Annotated in this window: 13 protein-coding genes; all 13 read right to left on the bottom strand. The window is 55.6% G+C overall.

What is annotated here, in order from left to right; all coding sequences use genetic code 11:
• Positions 1–9 precede the first annotated feature (9 nt).
• Positions 10–3,915, bottom strand: coding sequence for a hypothetical protein (locus tag MKZ09_RS14875; protein WP_341040926.1), 3,906 nt, complete (start codon positions 3,913–3,915; stop codon positions 10–12).
• A gap of 11 nt (positions 3,916–3,926) precedes the next feature.
• Entirely contained in the window at positions 3,927–4,223 is a 297-nt protein-coding gene (locus MKZ09_RS14870; RefSeq protein ID WP_341040924.1) for a hypothetical protein, read from the bottom strand.
• The gene (locus MKZ09_RS14865; protein ID WP_341040923.1) at positions 4,223–5,050 is read right to left on the bottom strand and encodes a putative phage tail protein; all 828 of its coding nucleotides are present in this window, start codon (positions 5,048–5,050) and stop codon (positions 4,223–4,225) included. The genes MKZ09_RS14870 and MKZ09_RS14865 overlap by 1 nt, the downstream gene beginning before the upstream one ends.
• The gene (locus MKZ09_RS14860; protein ID WP_341040922.1) at positions 5,047–6,189 is read right to left on the bottom strand and encodes a baseplate J/gp47 family protein; all 1,143 of its coding nucleotides are present in this window, start codon (positions 6,187–6,189) and stop codon (positions 5,047–5,049) included. Before MKZ09_RS14860 ends, MKZ09_RS14865 begins: the two co-directional genes overlap by 4 nt.
• Positions 6,182–6,610, bottom strand: a complete 429-nt coding sequence (locus tag MKZ09_RS14855; protein ID WP_341040920.1) for a DUF2634 domain-containing protein — start codon at positions 6,608–6,610, stop codon at positions 6,182–6,184. Before MKZ09_RS14855 ends, MKZ09_RS14860 begins: the two co-directional genes overlap by 8 nt.
• An 11-nt stretch (positions 6,611–6,621) precedes the next feature.
• Positions 6,622–7,116: a hypothetical protein gene (locus MKZ09_RS14850; RefSeq protein WP_341040918.1), complete on the bottom strand. Its 495-nt coding sequence runs from the start codon at positions 7,114–7,116 to the stop codon at positions 6,622–6,624.
• Between the two features lie 14 nt (positions 7,117–7,130).
• Positions 7,131–8,252 carry an XkdQ/YqbQ family protein gene (locus MKZ09_RS14845; RefSeq protein WP_341040917.1) on the bottom strand — a complete coding sequence of 374 codons (1,122 nt, stop codon included), beginning with the start codon at positions 8,250–8,252 and terminating at the stop codon, positions 7,131–7,133.
• Positions 8,249–8,959 carry a LysM peptidoglycan-binding domain-containing protein gene (locus tag MKZ09_RS14840; RefSeq protein ID WP_341040916.1) on the bottom strand — a complete coding sequence of 237 codons (711 nt, stop codon included), beginning with the start codon at positions 8,957–8,959 and terminating at the stop codon, positions 8,249–8,251. Before MKZ09_RS14840 ends, MKZ09_RS14845 begins: the two co-directional genes overlap by 4 nt.
• The gene (locus MKZ09_RS14835) at positions 8,959–12,384 is read right to left on the bottom strand and encodes a tape measure protein (RefSeq protein WP_341040915.1); all 3,426 of its coding nucleotides are present in this window, start codon (positions 12,382–12,384) and stop codon (positions 8,959–8,961) included. Before MKZ09_RS14835 ends, MKZ09_RS14840 begins: the two co-directional genes overlap by 1 nt.
• Before the next feature lie 175 nt (positions 12,385–12,559).
• On the bottom strand, positions 12,560–13,018 hold the full coding sequence (locus tag MKZ09_RS14830; RefSeq protein ID WP_341040914.1) for a phage tail assembly chaperone: 459 nt from the start codon (positions 13,016–13,018) through the stop codon (positions 12,560–12,562).
• Positions 13,019–13,112: 94 nt separating this feature from the next.
• Positions 13,113–13,535 carry a phage tail tube protein gene (locus MKZ09_RS14825; RefSeq protein WP_341040913.1) on the bottom strand — a complete coding sequence of 141 codons (423 nt, stop codon included), beginning with the start codon at positions 13,533–13,535 and terminating at the stop codon, positions 13,113–13,115.
• A 31-nt stretch (positions 13,536–13,566) separates the two neighbouring features.
• Positions 13,567–14,979 carry a phage tail sheath C-terminal domain-containing protein gene (locus tag MKZ09_RS14820; protein ID WP_341040911.1) on the bottom strand — a complete coding sequence of 471 codons (1,413 nt, stop codon included), beginning with the start codon at positions 14,977–14,979 and terminating at the stop codon, positions 13,567–13,569.
• The gene (locus tag MKZ09_RS14815) at positions 14,979–15,176 is read right to left on the bottom strand and encodes a hypothetical protein (protein ID WP_341040910.1); all 198 of its coding nucleotides are present in this window, start codon (positions 15,174–15,176) and stop codon (positions 14,979–14,981) included. Before MKZ09_RS14815 ends, MKZ09_RS14820 begins: the two co-directional genes overlap by 1 nt.
• Positions 15,177–15,183: the final 7 nt, after the last annotated feature.

Below are 15,183 nucleotides of genomic sequence, written 5' to 3'. Positions count from 1 at the left end.
CAATCCTCCTTATAGTTTGACAAGTGGACGACCTGGAAGCCGGAAGAATACATGGACTGTGCCGCCCCCGATACCTACACTTGCCAGCTGTGACCGTTTCCGCAGCGCGATCCGCAGCACCAGTTCCCCGTTATACTGCTGCAGGACTGGCCAGCCGGATAAAAATTCCGCAGCCTTTGCCGCCCAGGCTGGAATGCCGTCAGTGTACTGTGCATCTACGCGCCCGGTGACCAGAGCAGTATCAGCCGCAACATACCGTATTTGCGGCGTTGCGCCCCCGCCCGTAGTGTAAGGCAGCGTACCGATTAAGCTTTGCGGGTCAACCTTGTAATTAAGATCATCCCCGGGACCCAGTAACCGGCTGATAGCGTTCAAGTAGTAATTAAGGCCGCCATCTGTGCCAGCATTCGTACCCGCCGTAGTGATAAAGCCATGGATTCCGGTCAGTACATTAGTTGCCCCGGATAGCGTGGCCGATGCCTGTATCGCGAATTCTTGGGTAGGCAGGTACTCCCCGATAACTACAATGCCGTTATCTTCGTCATTGCCCCAGAATAGGCTTTCCACTTCGCGGGTTACCTTTCGGACATAGAGCACACCGCCCAGGCCAGCGTCGCGCCGGGTGTTTTCTGGGGTTAGCACATCGTAACCAGCCCGGGAAACAACTTCAAAAGATACCGTTATATGATCCACATACAGGACCGAAGGCGTAGTACCATCGGACGCGGCGGTCGTCGCCAGGAAATAGACGAAACCGTCGTTATTTATGCAGGTAGTCATATCAGTCCAGGGGCCGTTAATTTGGGCTATTGCGTTCGCCGGGTTAGAAGACCGCAATACCCAGGCAGCCGTATTCCACTGGTACAGGGCGGCAGAATTGCCCGCTGGACCGCTGCCATACGCCGACACACTGCAGGTTACTTTGCTGTGATTCGACCGCAGCCAGCTTACCTTCTCAGCCGTTGTATACGCTCCGGGAATCTTTCCGTACTTATCTTCATAAGCGCGGATAACGTCTATAGCTATGAAGGCTGTAGCCTGCTGACCATTCACCGAAGTTGTAATAACTTTCAGGGAATTATCCAGTTGCTTTACAGCGTCGTAATCTCCCTGAGAAAACTCCGTGCCGGGTGCGCCGATAGTGGCCGCTGTTCCGTTAGTCGCTGCATAAAGCTTATGCGGGTTAACCGTGGTACTTCCTGCGATCTTCCCGACAAAATCGTCAGTTAGGGCTACCAGGCTAGGTGTCAGCTTTTTGCCGTTCGCTTCACCGGTCAACACGGACGTATATACCTGGTAAAGACCGCCCTGTCCTGCAGCCATGTTAAGGCTGTATTCGATTATGATATCCTGGGCCGCCAGGCCGCCAGGTAAAGTTCCCAGGGTGACTTCGGCTTCATTCTTCGCTAGGCCTGTCCAAGTTCCCGAAACTGTCGTCGATACTCCGGCAATTATAGCCCGAACTACAGGGCTGGAAGTGCTGGCTGTAATCTCGTACAAAGACTGGTTTGCATACCTGTTAACCGTCATAACACTACTCACAGTTATAGTATTTGTAGCGGCATCTATAGCCGTTACCGTTGTACTCTCAAAATCCCCAAAACCAGAAGAATCACGGAAATATACAGCATCAGAAACGGCTAGGCCAGCTACTGAATCTAAAGTTAATTGATTCGTGGTGTTACTTAGTATTTTAGCCCGCGCAGTGTCCGCATCCGTGATCCCACTGATAGTTTCCCCAGCCAGTCCCTTAACTTTGATTTTGTCTCCCGCTTCCCACGCTGCCGTATTTGTGCCGGACCCCTTGGTGACCGTGATCCCGGATTCCTGGGTCGCGTTCTTTACCTTGGCCGACGCGTAGGTTTTCTGGCTCGTCTGGGCGTCGGAATTGACCCGACGTTGATAATTAAAGGCTGGTGTAATATCCGCGTAACCTTGGCTAAAATCGGCCGGTAATGTGGCAAAGACCGCGCCCCGGTCTACCTTACTGATAGCGACGTCTGAATATATAAAATAAGCACTCGGATAAGTTTCATTGCCAGAAGACCCTTCAATCCCGGCGATAGATCGGGTAAGGCCGATCTTAGTAGCAGCCCGGACCAGCGTATGAGTTAAGGTAAGCATTAGGTTACCGTCAATGTACAGGTTAATCGTGCCGTTATTGTAAGTTAGTCGAAAGTGCGCCCGCTTTGATGCTTTGTTTTTAGCTGGCGTATTTACCGAAGTTGTAGTGCCATAGGCGGCTGTAGCTGTAACGGTTTGAATCTGAACCGTGTCGAAGGTGGTCGGATTGCATAGTAAGCGTAGCAGCCCCAGGTTATTTGTATCCCGGATTTCTGCGATTGTTCGGGCATCCGAAGCAATGGCAGGTCCTTGGCTCAGGTCCAGGAAGAATTCCAGCGTGAAGACCGTACCCAGGCCGCTTGTCGGTATCAGATCGGTATACTGCGCCGCTGCAGCCGATGGGGTTCTATAACCGGCTCCAGTAGGCATAGGCTGAAATCCACTACCATTCTGACCCATAGGGACGGTTGTCAGGGTTCCTACTTCAGCAGTAACCGTGCTATCCATCGAAGCATAAAAAATATGATTTGCGTCTAAAGGCGTTTTCTTGATCCCTACATATGTCTTTCGCATAGCCAGGGGCCGTTCAACCTGGTTAGCGCCCCGCAGTACCTGGTCCAGGCCGTCGATCAGCAGCTGATCGTAGGAAGGGGCCGCCAGATAGGTTTTATGCCGCAAATCGGTGATATCCCGGAAGCTTACGATATTAGAGAAAAGACCGTCCGGGCGGTCACTTTTAGATAGTATCCAGGTCTGTCCAGTTACCCCCACCTGGAAACTGCCGGTGTTATTTGAGGACTCTTTCACGGTTACCAGCGTTGCGCTGTCAACGGACACTACATCCAGCGTAAAGGATGTACTGCCCTGGCGGGCCAGAACATCGCCTACCCTCATACCGGCCGTGCTTGGCACAGAAACCTGTCTAACCTCTTTCGGATTGAAGGAACCGCTGGCGCCGGTCAGTGTGGTAGTTAACACCTGGTAGAAGTCACGCGCCCCGTTCGGGTTATTCACGCTGTAGCCGCCCGAATTACGGCGGTTAATCTTGGCTAGTGGAATCGCATAGACAAAACCGTCATACGTTTTCAGGGCGCTTTTACTGGTATCAGACCCTGTTCCAGCAACCCATAGGCCCATATCAATAATCGGCGCGGTACTTTGGTAGTTAGCACCGTAGGATGGCCGGAATACATTAATCAGCAGGTTTGCGGAACTAATCGAACCGACAACGGCCGGGATCGGTTCGGTTAGGCCGCCCTGCGGTGTGATATTCGTGTGATTCGTGTTATCACTCCAGCCAGTATAATCCACGCTTGCATAGGTCTTACTAAAGTCAACCCCGGCTACAGCTCTTACCCTGCATTTCCAGGCTTGTGTCGCTTGATCCTTCCAGGCTTCCAATAGTAGCAGATCGTCGCGGGACCCTTCCGTAGGTGGGTCGGGTAATACGATCTTATGCAGGCCAGCAGATACCCCTGTAAATGGGACAAAGTTTTCGCTATCCTTGCTGAATCGAACGACGTTACCGGCAATCAAAAAGCTATTCGGCATCCGTGATCCTGGCATTGCTATAGCATTGATCCCCATGTAGTACCAAACGGCGGCCGGGACCTGCAGCTGCCCTCCGGGTATTGTTGCACTGTCGGAAAACGTGGAATTGATTGCTGGGGTATCTAACACGCCGCTGTAAGCCGACACTGCGCCCAGGTCGCTAGGTGTTACGGCCAGGGCATTTGCCAGGCCTTCTTCGATATGGTTCATGTTCTGCGCATTCAGGGGCGTACCCTGCTGCACTACGGCCCCGCTACCGTCTACGATATGATCCAGCCAGGCCTTCTTCGTGTATGGCATGTCTTTGCCCCCTATACTCTTGTGAGTGTGTATTTAAAAGTTATCAACAGCCCATTAAGTGCGGGCTTAGTGATGCTGTCCGGCTGGTCGTCCCAGACCGCGCCGTCCTTGTCGATCACCTGGACCCTGGTCATTGTGCCGCTGACCGTCTCAGCCAGGTAAAACTGCAGCGTGATTACGTCGCCGGTTAGCGTCAGCGTATACGGCTGGACCGTGATATTCTGACCGCCGATTGTAATAAAAGCGTGTGAGATCATGCCCTGGAACCAGGCTTTTGTCTTGTTATGGGCGCTTGTGGTTAAGGCCATTACGTTTCCCCCGTTCCTGCGTTAATTGTGCCAGTCAGCTTGAACGCTGCCTGCTGTGTAATGCTGTAGGTCGCGCCGATCTGCTCCCCGCCGGAATAAGTGACTGCCTGGTTATCCGGCCGGATCGTAACCGGTGCGGCCAGTCCTCCAGCGTACAATGCGCCGGTGATCGGGAAGCCGCCCTGCAGGACCCGTTCGAAGGTCTGCGCGATCCGCTCCCCGCTGGCGTATACCGGCGGCGTGGGCAGGTTGATTACCTTCGGACCGTCATACGGAACGCCGCAGTAAAGCGTATTGCTGGCGAAGGCCTGGAACGGGTAAGAAATGGCCGTGTAACTCCAGCCGATGTTAATCCCGCTTTCGTAGACCCAGGCGGCCCGATATTTAACGCCCAGGTGGGCGTGGATAATATTGTCGATAGCAGCGAACAGCTGCGGGCTGGTATTCGTTTCCCGATCCATAACGATTACTACCTGCATGTTCTCCCGGTCGAATTGCACTTGGACCGGCCGCTCGGTGTATATCTCGGCTACTCCCTTAATCATTGCAGCAGAAAAAGGTGCTTTGCTCCGTATGCGGGCCAGCACCTTTTTGCGGCGTAGATCGTAGGTATTGCCTTCGTCGATTGTCAGGCCGTAACGGGCTTCCCAGAGTGATAACCCCCAGGTCGCGGTCGTGGCTCTCAGCTGCAGCTGTAGGTCGTCTGTAGCAGCGTCCAGGCGGTCCAGCTCATCGGCTATAGCTTGCTGTATGCTGCCATAGGTCTGGCTCTCTTGGTAGTAGCCCGGGGCGCTGTCGATCATGCGCTGGGCGCGTACCGTGGTCATGTCAGGGTCACCGTCCCAGCGACGGCGGCCTGCGCATCTCCTACCGATATGTCCACGGTCCCGCCGTTCAGCGTTAAGGACGTCCAGTTCATGACGCCCGGTGTCGTAATCAGTGTAGCCGCGACCTGGTTATAGGCGACCAGGTAAGGCTGGCCGGTACTCTCGTCCACTTCGAACGCCTGGTCTTTCAGATACGCAACCAGGGACGCCAGGAAGGACGTCCGCACCTGGGAAAGCGTGTAGCCAGTCTTTAGGACGACGCTGGCCACGACGTTAATCGGCAGGTTTCCAGCAGCTTCGACGGTGACCGCTGCCCCGAAGGGGGCGCGACCTTCGCCCAGCCCTTGGCTGCCTGGGTCCAGGTAGGCCTGGAGATTGTTGACCACGGTCGGAGTCGCGCCGGTGAAGTCCGCGCCCAGGATCACGACTTTAACCGTGCCGTTACCGTTCCAGCGCGGGATGCACTTCGCTTTCCCTACGCCCTCGTAGTCTTCGGCCCAGCGCACGTAATCGTTTTTGTTCCCGCCGGTGTCTTCGTTCGATACCTTGAACAGATACCGGTCCCAGGCTTCGGCATCCGTTTCCGTGTCCCGCCCTGGGATCGTAACCCCGGCGTCTACAATGCTGCGCACTCCTGGAATCGGCGGCAGCAGAATGAACTGGGTCCCGGTGGCCACGTTCGTAAGCAGCCCGGCCGTTGTGCTGGTCACCGCTACAGAAGCCGTACCGGCGGTATCGAAGGCGGCCACGTTGTCCACGGTGAATTCCAGGGGGTTCCCGTTGTCGTCCAGGATCACTACGCTGGCCGTATGACCGGCGGGGATCACTACCCCGGCGTCTGCTGTGATTGTCAGCAGGCGCTGGTTAGGTGTGGCCGCGATCCTGGCCAGGCCGATTTCCTCCAGGTGGCCGTCCATATACTCCCCTTCCGCGTATTGCGGGAAGGCATTTTTTAGGATCGTATCCTGGCCGATCTGCAGCAGCTGTACTTCCGGTGCAGCCGGGACCACGGTATCGAATACAAAGTCGCCCGGCTCCTTGCGCCACTCTGTTAAGTTCGGATTCGCCAGAAGGCGGGCCTTTATGACGGCTTCGTCTTCTTCAAAGACGGCCGCGTAATCTTCCCGGGTGTTAGCCATTGGATATGTCAACCCCCTCTATCGTCGTCGTGCCATATATGTGCAATACCGTACAGCTGCAGAAGTAAGCCAGTTCGCCCGTATCGGGGGCCTTGTCTTGAATGATTTCAAGGTCCGTTACGTCTGTGATCCAGGGGTCATATACCAGCGCTTCGTATATGTTCCGCTTAAGCTCGCTTATTCTGGCCACTTCCGGCATTTGTTTTATTAAGGTCCACTGGGCATCATTCCCGTATTTATGGTCCAGCTGCGGGTCCTCCAGGTTGGCATAGATGGCGTACAGCCCCCGGATTGTCTGGGTAGCCTTAAGCACAATCTGTTCCACGGCATCCCGGCCGGTGGCGGTAACTACGCCGCATTGTAAGTCTGTAGCAAAATCGCCGGTGATCCAATCGAATACCGGCGTTTTTTCGTCGGCCATGTTGCCGCCCCCTAGTAGTTATTTAAGATCACGTATTTAATGACTTCGCCGTCTTGCATCGGCGCTATGCTTACCCGGTCGCCGGATCGTAAAGACCTGGAGACGCCGCCGCTGCCGTCCGTGTTTAGGACTCCTGCAGGTAAGACCAGCCGGTCAGCTCCATAGGTTCCGGGCATGCCGTCTATCTTTAGGCTGCTGGCGCTCTGCATCGTGGCCAGCGTCACACCGCCGTTTACTTTGGCCAGCAGCGCCCAGCGTCCGGTATTGCCTACGGGAAGGGCCAGGAGTTGGTCTCCGACGCGCAGAGGGTGCAGGGCGGCCGGAACGTCGAATAGGTCCAGGTCCAGCGCCAGGGCCGTGCCGGTCAGGACCAGGGTCACTTCGTCCGGCTCCGTCGTCTTGATCTGCGCAATCTGCAGCCCCGGGCTGCTACCGGCTCCGGCTTCCTTACCCAGGGCTGCCAGCAGCGCCAGCAGGGGCAGCGTCTTGTCCGTCGATTTCCCCATATTCTTCCCCCCTCCTATGTGCCGTATTTCGCTATTGCCGCTTTCATTTCGGGGCTGTAATTCCCCGCGCTGCCTTCGGCGTCCTTGTCCTTCGACTTGTCTTTCGCCTTCTTCGCTTTGGCCTTTTTGTCTTTCTCCTTCTGGGCCGCGTCGTCGAATTGAACCGTCGGAATGTCCGGGGCGTCCTGCAGCTCAAAAGACATTTGTATATCCTGGCTACTCTGTACGGTTTGGGTCACGGCCCGGATATGGTAAGCGCCGAACAGTTGCGTCATGTCCTCTTCGACAAAGATAACGTCGCCGCTATAGAACTGCGGCATAGCTAGTTTGGCGTTGAATCCCTCCATGCTGGCCGTGGTCTTAATCTTCTTTTTCTCAGCCAGCAATGCCGCCGCGTCCCGCTCCATCGTAGCAGCCGCGTCCTTGTCTACTTCTTCAAAAAAGGTCCGCATACCGTAGGCTGCCGCCAGGGCTGCGTCCTTCTTGGTAACCGTCTTGCCGGTATCCCGGTTGACCAGCCGGACCATGTTGTAGTGATCTTCCAGGCTTTCGGTAAAGCTTGCGCCGATCATGTTCACGCCGCGCTGGAAGGCCCACAACTGGGACGGTACGGTCCGTTCAAAGATAGTAGCCCCGAAGCCGGGGCCGTCTACCGGATTGAAACGAAGCCAGTATTTCTTCCCGGTAGCCTGGTACGTTCTGGCCAGCGCGTCGATTATGGCTTTATCTCCGTCGGCTTTCTGCAGCAGCTTTGGGGCTAGGACTGCGCCAGTATTGGCCAGCGATCCGGTTTTAACGCCGACCGACTTAAGCACCTGGGCTATCATTTGAGTAGCCGTCTGATTTTTGAAGTAGTAATCCCGGGGGTTCTTCTTCAAAAAGTACAACGGGTCATAAACTTTATAGGTGACCTGGCCGTTAGCTTCCCAGCCCCGCGTCTCCATAAAGCCATAGAACCAGCGATCCTTCCCCAGGTATAGGTGGACCGCCTGGCCCAGGTAATTCACCAGGCCGTCGGCAGCCTGGACCGTGAAGTCCAATGACCGGCATACGCCGTTAATATCGTCCGATATGCTGGGGAACGACGATAGCAGCGGTGATATGTCTTGCTTGTTAATCAGCAGCTGTATCGTCATACCTTTAGTACCATACCGACCTGGAGTTTATCCGGGTTCGGCCCGATCACCTTTTTATTCGGTGTGTACAGCTTGGCCTTCCACGGCGTCAGGCCTAGCTTCTTCGCTATGCCGGTGATCGTGTCACCCGCCTTCACCTTGTACGTACCTCCAGCCTTCGTACTCTCGGCCGCCTTCTTGGATGTAGCAGGGGCAGCCGTCCGGCTGGCTGGCTGTTTGGCCAGCGATACCGGCGCACCGCCTGGCGTGAGCTTCTTCGGCGCGATCTCCTTAAGCTCCCGGAATGTGACAGTGTAATAAATGTCACCGACCCCATTCGGGGCTTGCCAGGTGAAGGCTTTCAGGTAGACGCGCTTATTGATCCCGGCCAGGGGCCATACCAGCTGTAGGGGCGTTCCCGCGTCCTTCCAACTGGAAAAGCGATTCCGGTAGACCAGGGGGTCCTTAAGGGCGTCTGCCGTGATATCGCAGATACTTGGATCGTGATCCCCAGGGAAAAAACTCTGCCAGCTGATTTCGTCCAGGTCTGACCCGCTCGGAATTTCGACCGTTCCCACATCCAGGATATTAATGGCCGTGGTCAGCTTTTCGCCGTCGGTATACTGGGTGCTGTCTTCTATCGGCCGGACCGGCAGGCCGTGCGGTGTATCGGTATTCGTGTCGATTATGATAATGGCCAGTTTCTCCCGGCCGGTCGTGATTCCCACTATAGCAGCCCCTCCAGTCCGGCTACGCTCAGGACTTCCTTAGCGTCCTGGGCTTTGCGGTAGAATACTTCCATGAATTTTTCGTACAGTGCTTCGCCATCGTCACCCGGGGCAGCCATGATCTGCACCGTGTCTACCAGCTTTTCGATAGTAACCTGGGCGGCTGGTTTAGCCGTCGGCGGCGGCCCCTGTGTGCCTTGTAGCGCCGTTTCATATCTGGCGGCATTATCGCCGCTGCTTTCCGGTTCAAGAGCGCCAGCGAAGCGCTGTACCGGAATCTGGGCCTGTACGTTGTACGTTATGGCTTGCGTCTGCTGTTGGACTTCCTGGGAAGGAATAGCAGCGGTTATCATCTTGGCCAGCTGCCGTGTATCCAGCATAGGCTGCTGAATGCCAGCCGTAGGGTCGTACCGGCGGGACTCTGCAGCCGTTAGGACCCGTTCGTCTCGGTGCAGCGTGGCCGTGTATCCGTCGAACGGTACGCGTGTTATGCCGGTCGCGTGGCTGCCGTCTGTTTCCGGCGCGACGTCTGGGATATGGGGAATGCTGATAGCGAATTCCTTGCCGCCTAACCAGTCCGGCAGCTTGATATCCAGAGCGCTATTGATTTTGTCAATCATGCCGTTAAGGATATCGACGATAAACTGGACGCCGGTCGTAAAGCCGGACTTAATGCCATTCCATGCTGTATCTAGGCCGGTAACCAGGCCGTCCCATATGCCCTTAATAAAGTCACCTACAAAAGTAAAGACCGCGACGGCGGTATCCTTCGTACCGTTCCAGCTGTCAGCCATCCAGTTAACGACTGCGCCGACGGCGGTCGTAATGGCATTCCATATGATCCCGCCCCAGGTGACAAAGAAGTCGCCTATAGCGCCGAAAAAGCTAATAGCCGCGTCCCGGATAATGCCCCAGATATTCAGCAGCCAGGCACTTACTGTGTCCCAGTTTTTAACCAGCAAGATAATGCCTGCGATCAGCAAGCCTATGCCAACCAGGATCAGATAAATCGGGTTTACAGACATAACAGCCGTCCAAGCCACTTGCGCGGCTGTCCATATTGCTGTTGCTGCTGCTGATAACTTGGTCCAAAGTACAATTGCTTTAAGATACAGGTAATAACTTCCGAAGGATATCGCCAAACCTTCAACAATCGGACCAATCAATGACCAGTTATCTATAATGAAACTAGCTGCATCGTAAGCCACTTCCCCTATATCCTCAATTACCTCCTGCACCGGACCCCAGTTGTCTACCATCCAGGCAGCCGCGTCAATAGCAGCCACACCGACCGCGACCAGGGCGTCCTGCACTAATGGCAGCCCCGTATCTATAAGCCATTGAAGGACCGGCTGGGCAGCGTCCCGAAAGTCGTTAAACGATGTGACCAGGGCCGATCCGATGGTCTGCGCCGTGGTCATGGCTTTACCTCCGGCCTGCTCTGCGATTGAATCAAATATCCACTTGATCCATCCGTAGGCTGTCCGTACTCCGGCGCTTACTACCCGGAAGGCGGCGACAATGAAGCCACCAGCTGCAGAGATAGCCCGCCAGGCTACCCCAGCATAGCGTTGGACTCTTGCCATCCATTCGGCCAGCTGCCCGTTATCCTGGATTTTTTGTGTCCAGGTAAGCAGTTCGCCCAGACCTACCTTCATTTTGTCAAACAGGGGTTTCCCCATTTCGCGGGCCATTGTTCCCACGAAGTCCTTGGCGTTTGACATCATGCCTTTGAATGTCTTGGCCTGCATTTCCATACCGCCGCCGTACCGCTGTTCCATCAAGCTAAATAGCGCCGCATTAAAGGCCGTTTGATCCGTGATCTGGCCTTTACTGTTCAGCAGCTTTGATCCCATCTTAGCGCCCTGGGCTTCGATCATAGATTTGGTGATACCGAATTCTTTCAGGCGCTCCAGCTCTCCAGTCTGTGCGTCGGCAATCGCTTCGACCGCCTGGTCCAGCGATTTACCCATGACAGAAGCCATATCACCGGTAACGCCCAGCACCTTCTGGGCTTCGATCCCATAGGCTGCCATCTTGGTTGTCGCTTCCACAACCTCCGGGATTTCAAACGGCGTAGTCGCCGCGAAGGTGCTGGCCCATTTCAGCGTCTGGGCTGCCTTGTCTTGGTCCTTAAGGATAACCGCCAGCGTGTTCTGATAGGTTTCCATATCAGCATTAGCGCCGACCAGGCCGTCCCAGAGTCCCTTCACCGCGAAGCCGCCGCCCATCAGCGCCCCGATCCCCATAATCTGGGAACGAAGGCCGCCCATACTTCGGGTGGCTGATTCTCCCCGAACGCGGACCCGATCCAGCTCCTGCTGCAGGCGGCGAATAGCGTCGTCGTCTATTCGGGGGTTAATTACAAAGTCATGCGATAGCAGCGCCGCCCTAATCCGGGCAATCTCATGTGGGGGAATATCCAGCCGCAGGTCTATTGCCCCTATGTTGGCCGATATCTGCCCCTGCAAGTTCGGCAGGATCGTCGGAGCATCCAGCCGGATTTCGATGCTGCCCAGGCGGGACTGTATCTGCGAATGCAGCCGGGCGATCTGAACGGCGTCTACGTCCAGGTTAATATCAACCTGTAGCCCGCCCAGCTGGGACCTTAATCGGGCAATAGCGTCACCGTCTACCCCCAGGTCGATGTTAACCGGACTCAGACCCGCCAGCTGTGTGCGAAGGCTGGCTACGACGCCGCCGTCCAGGTTTAGGTCAATGCCTAACGGGCTTAAGGCGTTCAGCTGGGTACGTAGCGCGGCAATGACCCCGCCGTCCAGGTCCGTTGTAATGCTGACCGGGCTTAAGCCCTGCAGCTGCGTCCTGGCGACGGCAATCGCTCCGCTGTCTATGGTCAGGTTAACGTCTACGCTGGCCAGCGACGCCCGAAGCTCGGACCGTATCTGCTGGATAGTCGCCTGGGCGACCTGCAGGGGAACGTCCAGGCCGTTCAGCTGGTCACGTAACCGGCTTTCCGTATCATTGATACTGGACTGGGTGGCGGTTATGTCCAGGTTCAGGCTCGGGCGTATAGCTTCCAGCTGCGTGTTAATCCGGCCGACGGCCCCCGGGTCGATTGTGGCGTCTACATTGACGTTAGACGTCAGGGCCGCGAACTGCTCCCCGATCCGGGTAACCGCGCTGGAATCCAGCACAGCGTCCAGGGTAAGCACCGGCCGGATAGCGTCCACTTGTGACTGTATCCGCGCCACGGTCGCCGCGTCCATGCTGGCGTCAACCTGGATAGATGTACTCTGCAGACCCTGCAGGGCTGTCCGGCTGGCGCTGGATAATCGCTGCAGCGATTCTTCGGCTGCTTCGACCGTGGACCGGAATCGCTCCGTAGCCTGCAGCGCCGGGGATATCCCGGGAAAGAACTGGTCATTAAGCGCCAGCTTAACGCCCATCACGAATTCCCTGGCCATACCTTCCCCCCTCTCTATTTTTTATTCGCGGCTTCTTCTCTTGCTTCGATCTGAATCAGCGCGGCCTGGTAGCAGAATTCCCGTTCCAATGGCGGCAGGTTGTAAATATCCCCCGGCAGTTTCCCCGTTTCCAGGAAGATAAAAGCCAGCAGGGACGCTTCGCCATTGGTTTTTATTAGTTTTTTATGTCGTCAGCCACTTCGTCCTGGGACTCCGAAGAAAAGCCGCTGGCATCCTGGATTTCAATCGCCCAGTTATGAATCTCACCTGGATTGACCAGGAGTTCCAGGGCTTGTTCTGCAGAGATTACGCCCAGCTTGTCAAGCAGCTGCTTGTTTGCAAAAGAAAAGTCGGACCGCTTGTCCTTGTCAACGGCCGTGATAATCAGCCGGACCTTCATTTTGTCGTCGTCGAATTCCATGTCTTGCGCTTGCCCACGCTTGCCCTTTTTGATATGCAGGCAGCCCTTCTTCGCGTCCTTGTACTCCGGCTGCGTTATGGCTGTCCAGGGAATAGACCCGCCCAGCTTTGCTACCGGAAATTCGCCGGTTTCCAGCTTGGACAGTTCGGCAGTATCACGGCCCAGGATATCGGCCAGGTTCAAAAAGCTTGTCTTTTCGGATTGTTTTGTCATTGTTTTTAGGTTCCCTTCGGATTGGAATTAAAAATAGGGACCGCAGCGCGGCCCCTTTCTCTAGTCTTACGTTTATGTTGTCTTTACTTCTTACCTAACCGATAGTCGATTTGTACTCGTAATCGTCAGCCGTAAAGTTAATGTCAACCTCTACGATTTCGTTCGTCTTATAGGACATGATCGGATTAGAGTCAAAGGACACGCCCCGGATCAGTACGGCTTCTTCGCCGTCAGAGTTAGGGTCGGCCAGCTTGCCGATATAGTTAAACTTGACTGTCGGATCGGCCGCAATCTTCTGCTGCAGGCGGGAGTCGATTTTTGAAAACTTGATTTTACCGGTGATCTTGCCGCCCATAACCTTGTGCTTAGAGTGGAAGTCGCCTGGGAATCGCATTTCCTTCTTTTCGTACTCGTCCTTAACTTCAAATTCGGACGTCGTATCCATTTCCCGGCCGTCTTCGTCGTATAAGAAGCCATACGTGCCGTTAATGACCTTATTTGCGTCAACATTGGACATTTAGCTCTATTCCCCTTTCGGGTGCAGCTTCTTAGAACTGCACCAGGTATTTGTTATAAATCTTCTCCATGCTATCGACCGGCTGGTAGGTTCCCAGGAAGAACGCTTCGTCAAGCTTGGCAGCTTGTGCTGGGTTCTCGCCGTGATAGTCCGGATTCTCCACGTAGCTATAATCCGGCTGAATGGCTTCCATTCGGGCCAGGCCTGAAAAGAATGTGTCTTCGACGGTAGCCGCATAGGTTTGGCGGGCAGTTTGCGTATTGCTCTTGGACTGCTTGTACTTATTGCCGAAGGCCTCCAGGCTGCCGGTGATGTAGTCCAGGACATTGTTAACCCGAATCTTGCCCATCGGGGCCACTTCGTCGCCTACTGGCGAAGTCAAGGTATTCACACCTTCGTCGATCAGCACCTGGCCGCCCTCCATCGTAAACAGCAGTGTACCGCTGTTCTTGGCTGCGATCCGGTTACCACGTGTCAGCTGGGACTTGACGTTTACCTCCGTGAACGGGGTCACCAGGTCCGTGATTCCAGCATTCAAGGCTGTAGAACAAACCAGGGACGCTACATAGACCGCAGCTTCTCCGGCGGTATAGCCGTCTACGCCGTTGCCGACGTTGATAATGCCCCGGTAATTCAGGACCAGGGACGCCGCGTTCGCCGTTGTAAGCGAACTATCCCAGGCTGTAGGACCGCCCTGGACCGCTGTGATGTACAGACCTTCATCCCGTACCCGGCGTACCCATGTAGACAGTACAGCCAGGATTGCGCTGTCTGTCGTACCATCCAGGGCGATACCGTTCGCGGTGTGATCCGCTTCGACCTCGGCCAGGAATGCGCCGTATTCGGTTGCGGTCACGGTCGCGCCGTTATTGCCGCCGGTGAAGGCGACACTGGCGACGTTTGTCGGAAGCGCAGCACCTGCAGCCGTTACCTTTACGATACCGGACGCGTTAATCTTGGCGGTCAGACCAGCGACCGTGGTATCCTCCACGGCCAGCAGCAGTACGCCCGCTTCGGTGATTTGTACCGCTGTCGATCCGTTAGCAACGCCAGCCTTAACCGTGGCCACAAAGGCACGATCAGAGGGGTAGACCGTCTGCAAAGTCCAGCCGGTGGCTAAAGTAGCCGAACCAGGGGCCGCGCTGCTGGTCGCCATGCGGTAGCCTAATACCTGGGAAGGGGTCGCCTTGAATGCAAGCGCACGGATCTTCTGGGCGCTTGTAGCGCTGCCGATCCCGTTCAACCCTTCCTTAGTACCGTATTGGGTATCGAATTCCGTAGCCCGCCCCAGCGTCTGCAGCTTATTGACTGGCCCCCAGGTAGCCGTGAAAGGCACGGCCAGGACGCCCCGCGTACTGCCGGACACGCTGGACAGTACAGCCTTGATAAGGGAATAGACGCCGGATAAAACCTGCGATTGACCTTCTTGATATGATCCTGCCATTAGTTGCCTACCTCCTTGTTTAGGAATTCGTCAAGCTTTTGCGCTGCCGCGTCCCGGGTCAGTTCCTCGGTTACACCGTACAGCGCACCGGCCATAAGCTCCGGCGTAGTGCCGAAGATATAGGCGGCCTGGATCAAGTCGCCCGGGGCGTGGGTTACTTCCACCGGCGCGGCTTCTTTGTTCTTGTCTGCTGCCATGATCGTT

Source organism: Paenibacillus sp. FSL R5-0908, from assembly GCF_038006245.1.
Lineage (GTDB): Bacteria > Bacillota > Bacilli > Paenibacillales > Paenibacillaceae > Paenibacillus_AQ > Paenibacillus_AQ odorifer.
The sequence above is the reverse complement of the archived record's forward strand: the minus strand, read 5'-3'. Positions and strand labels throughout refer to the sequence as shown.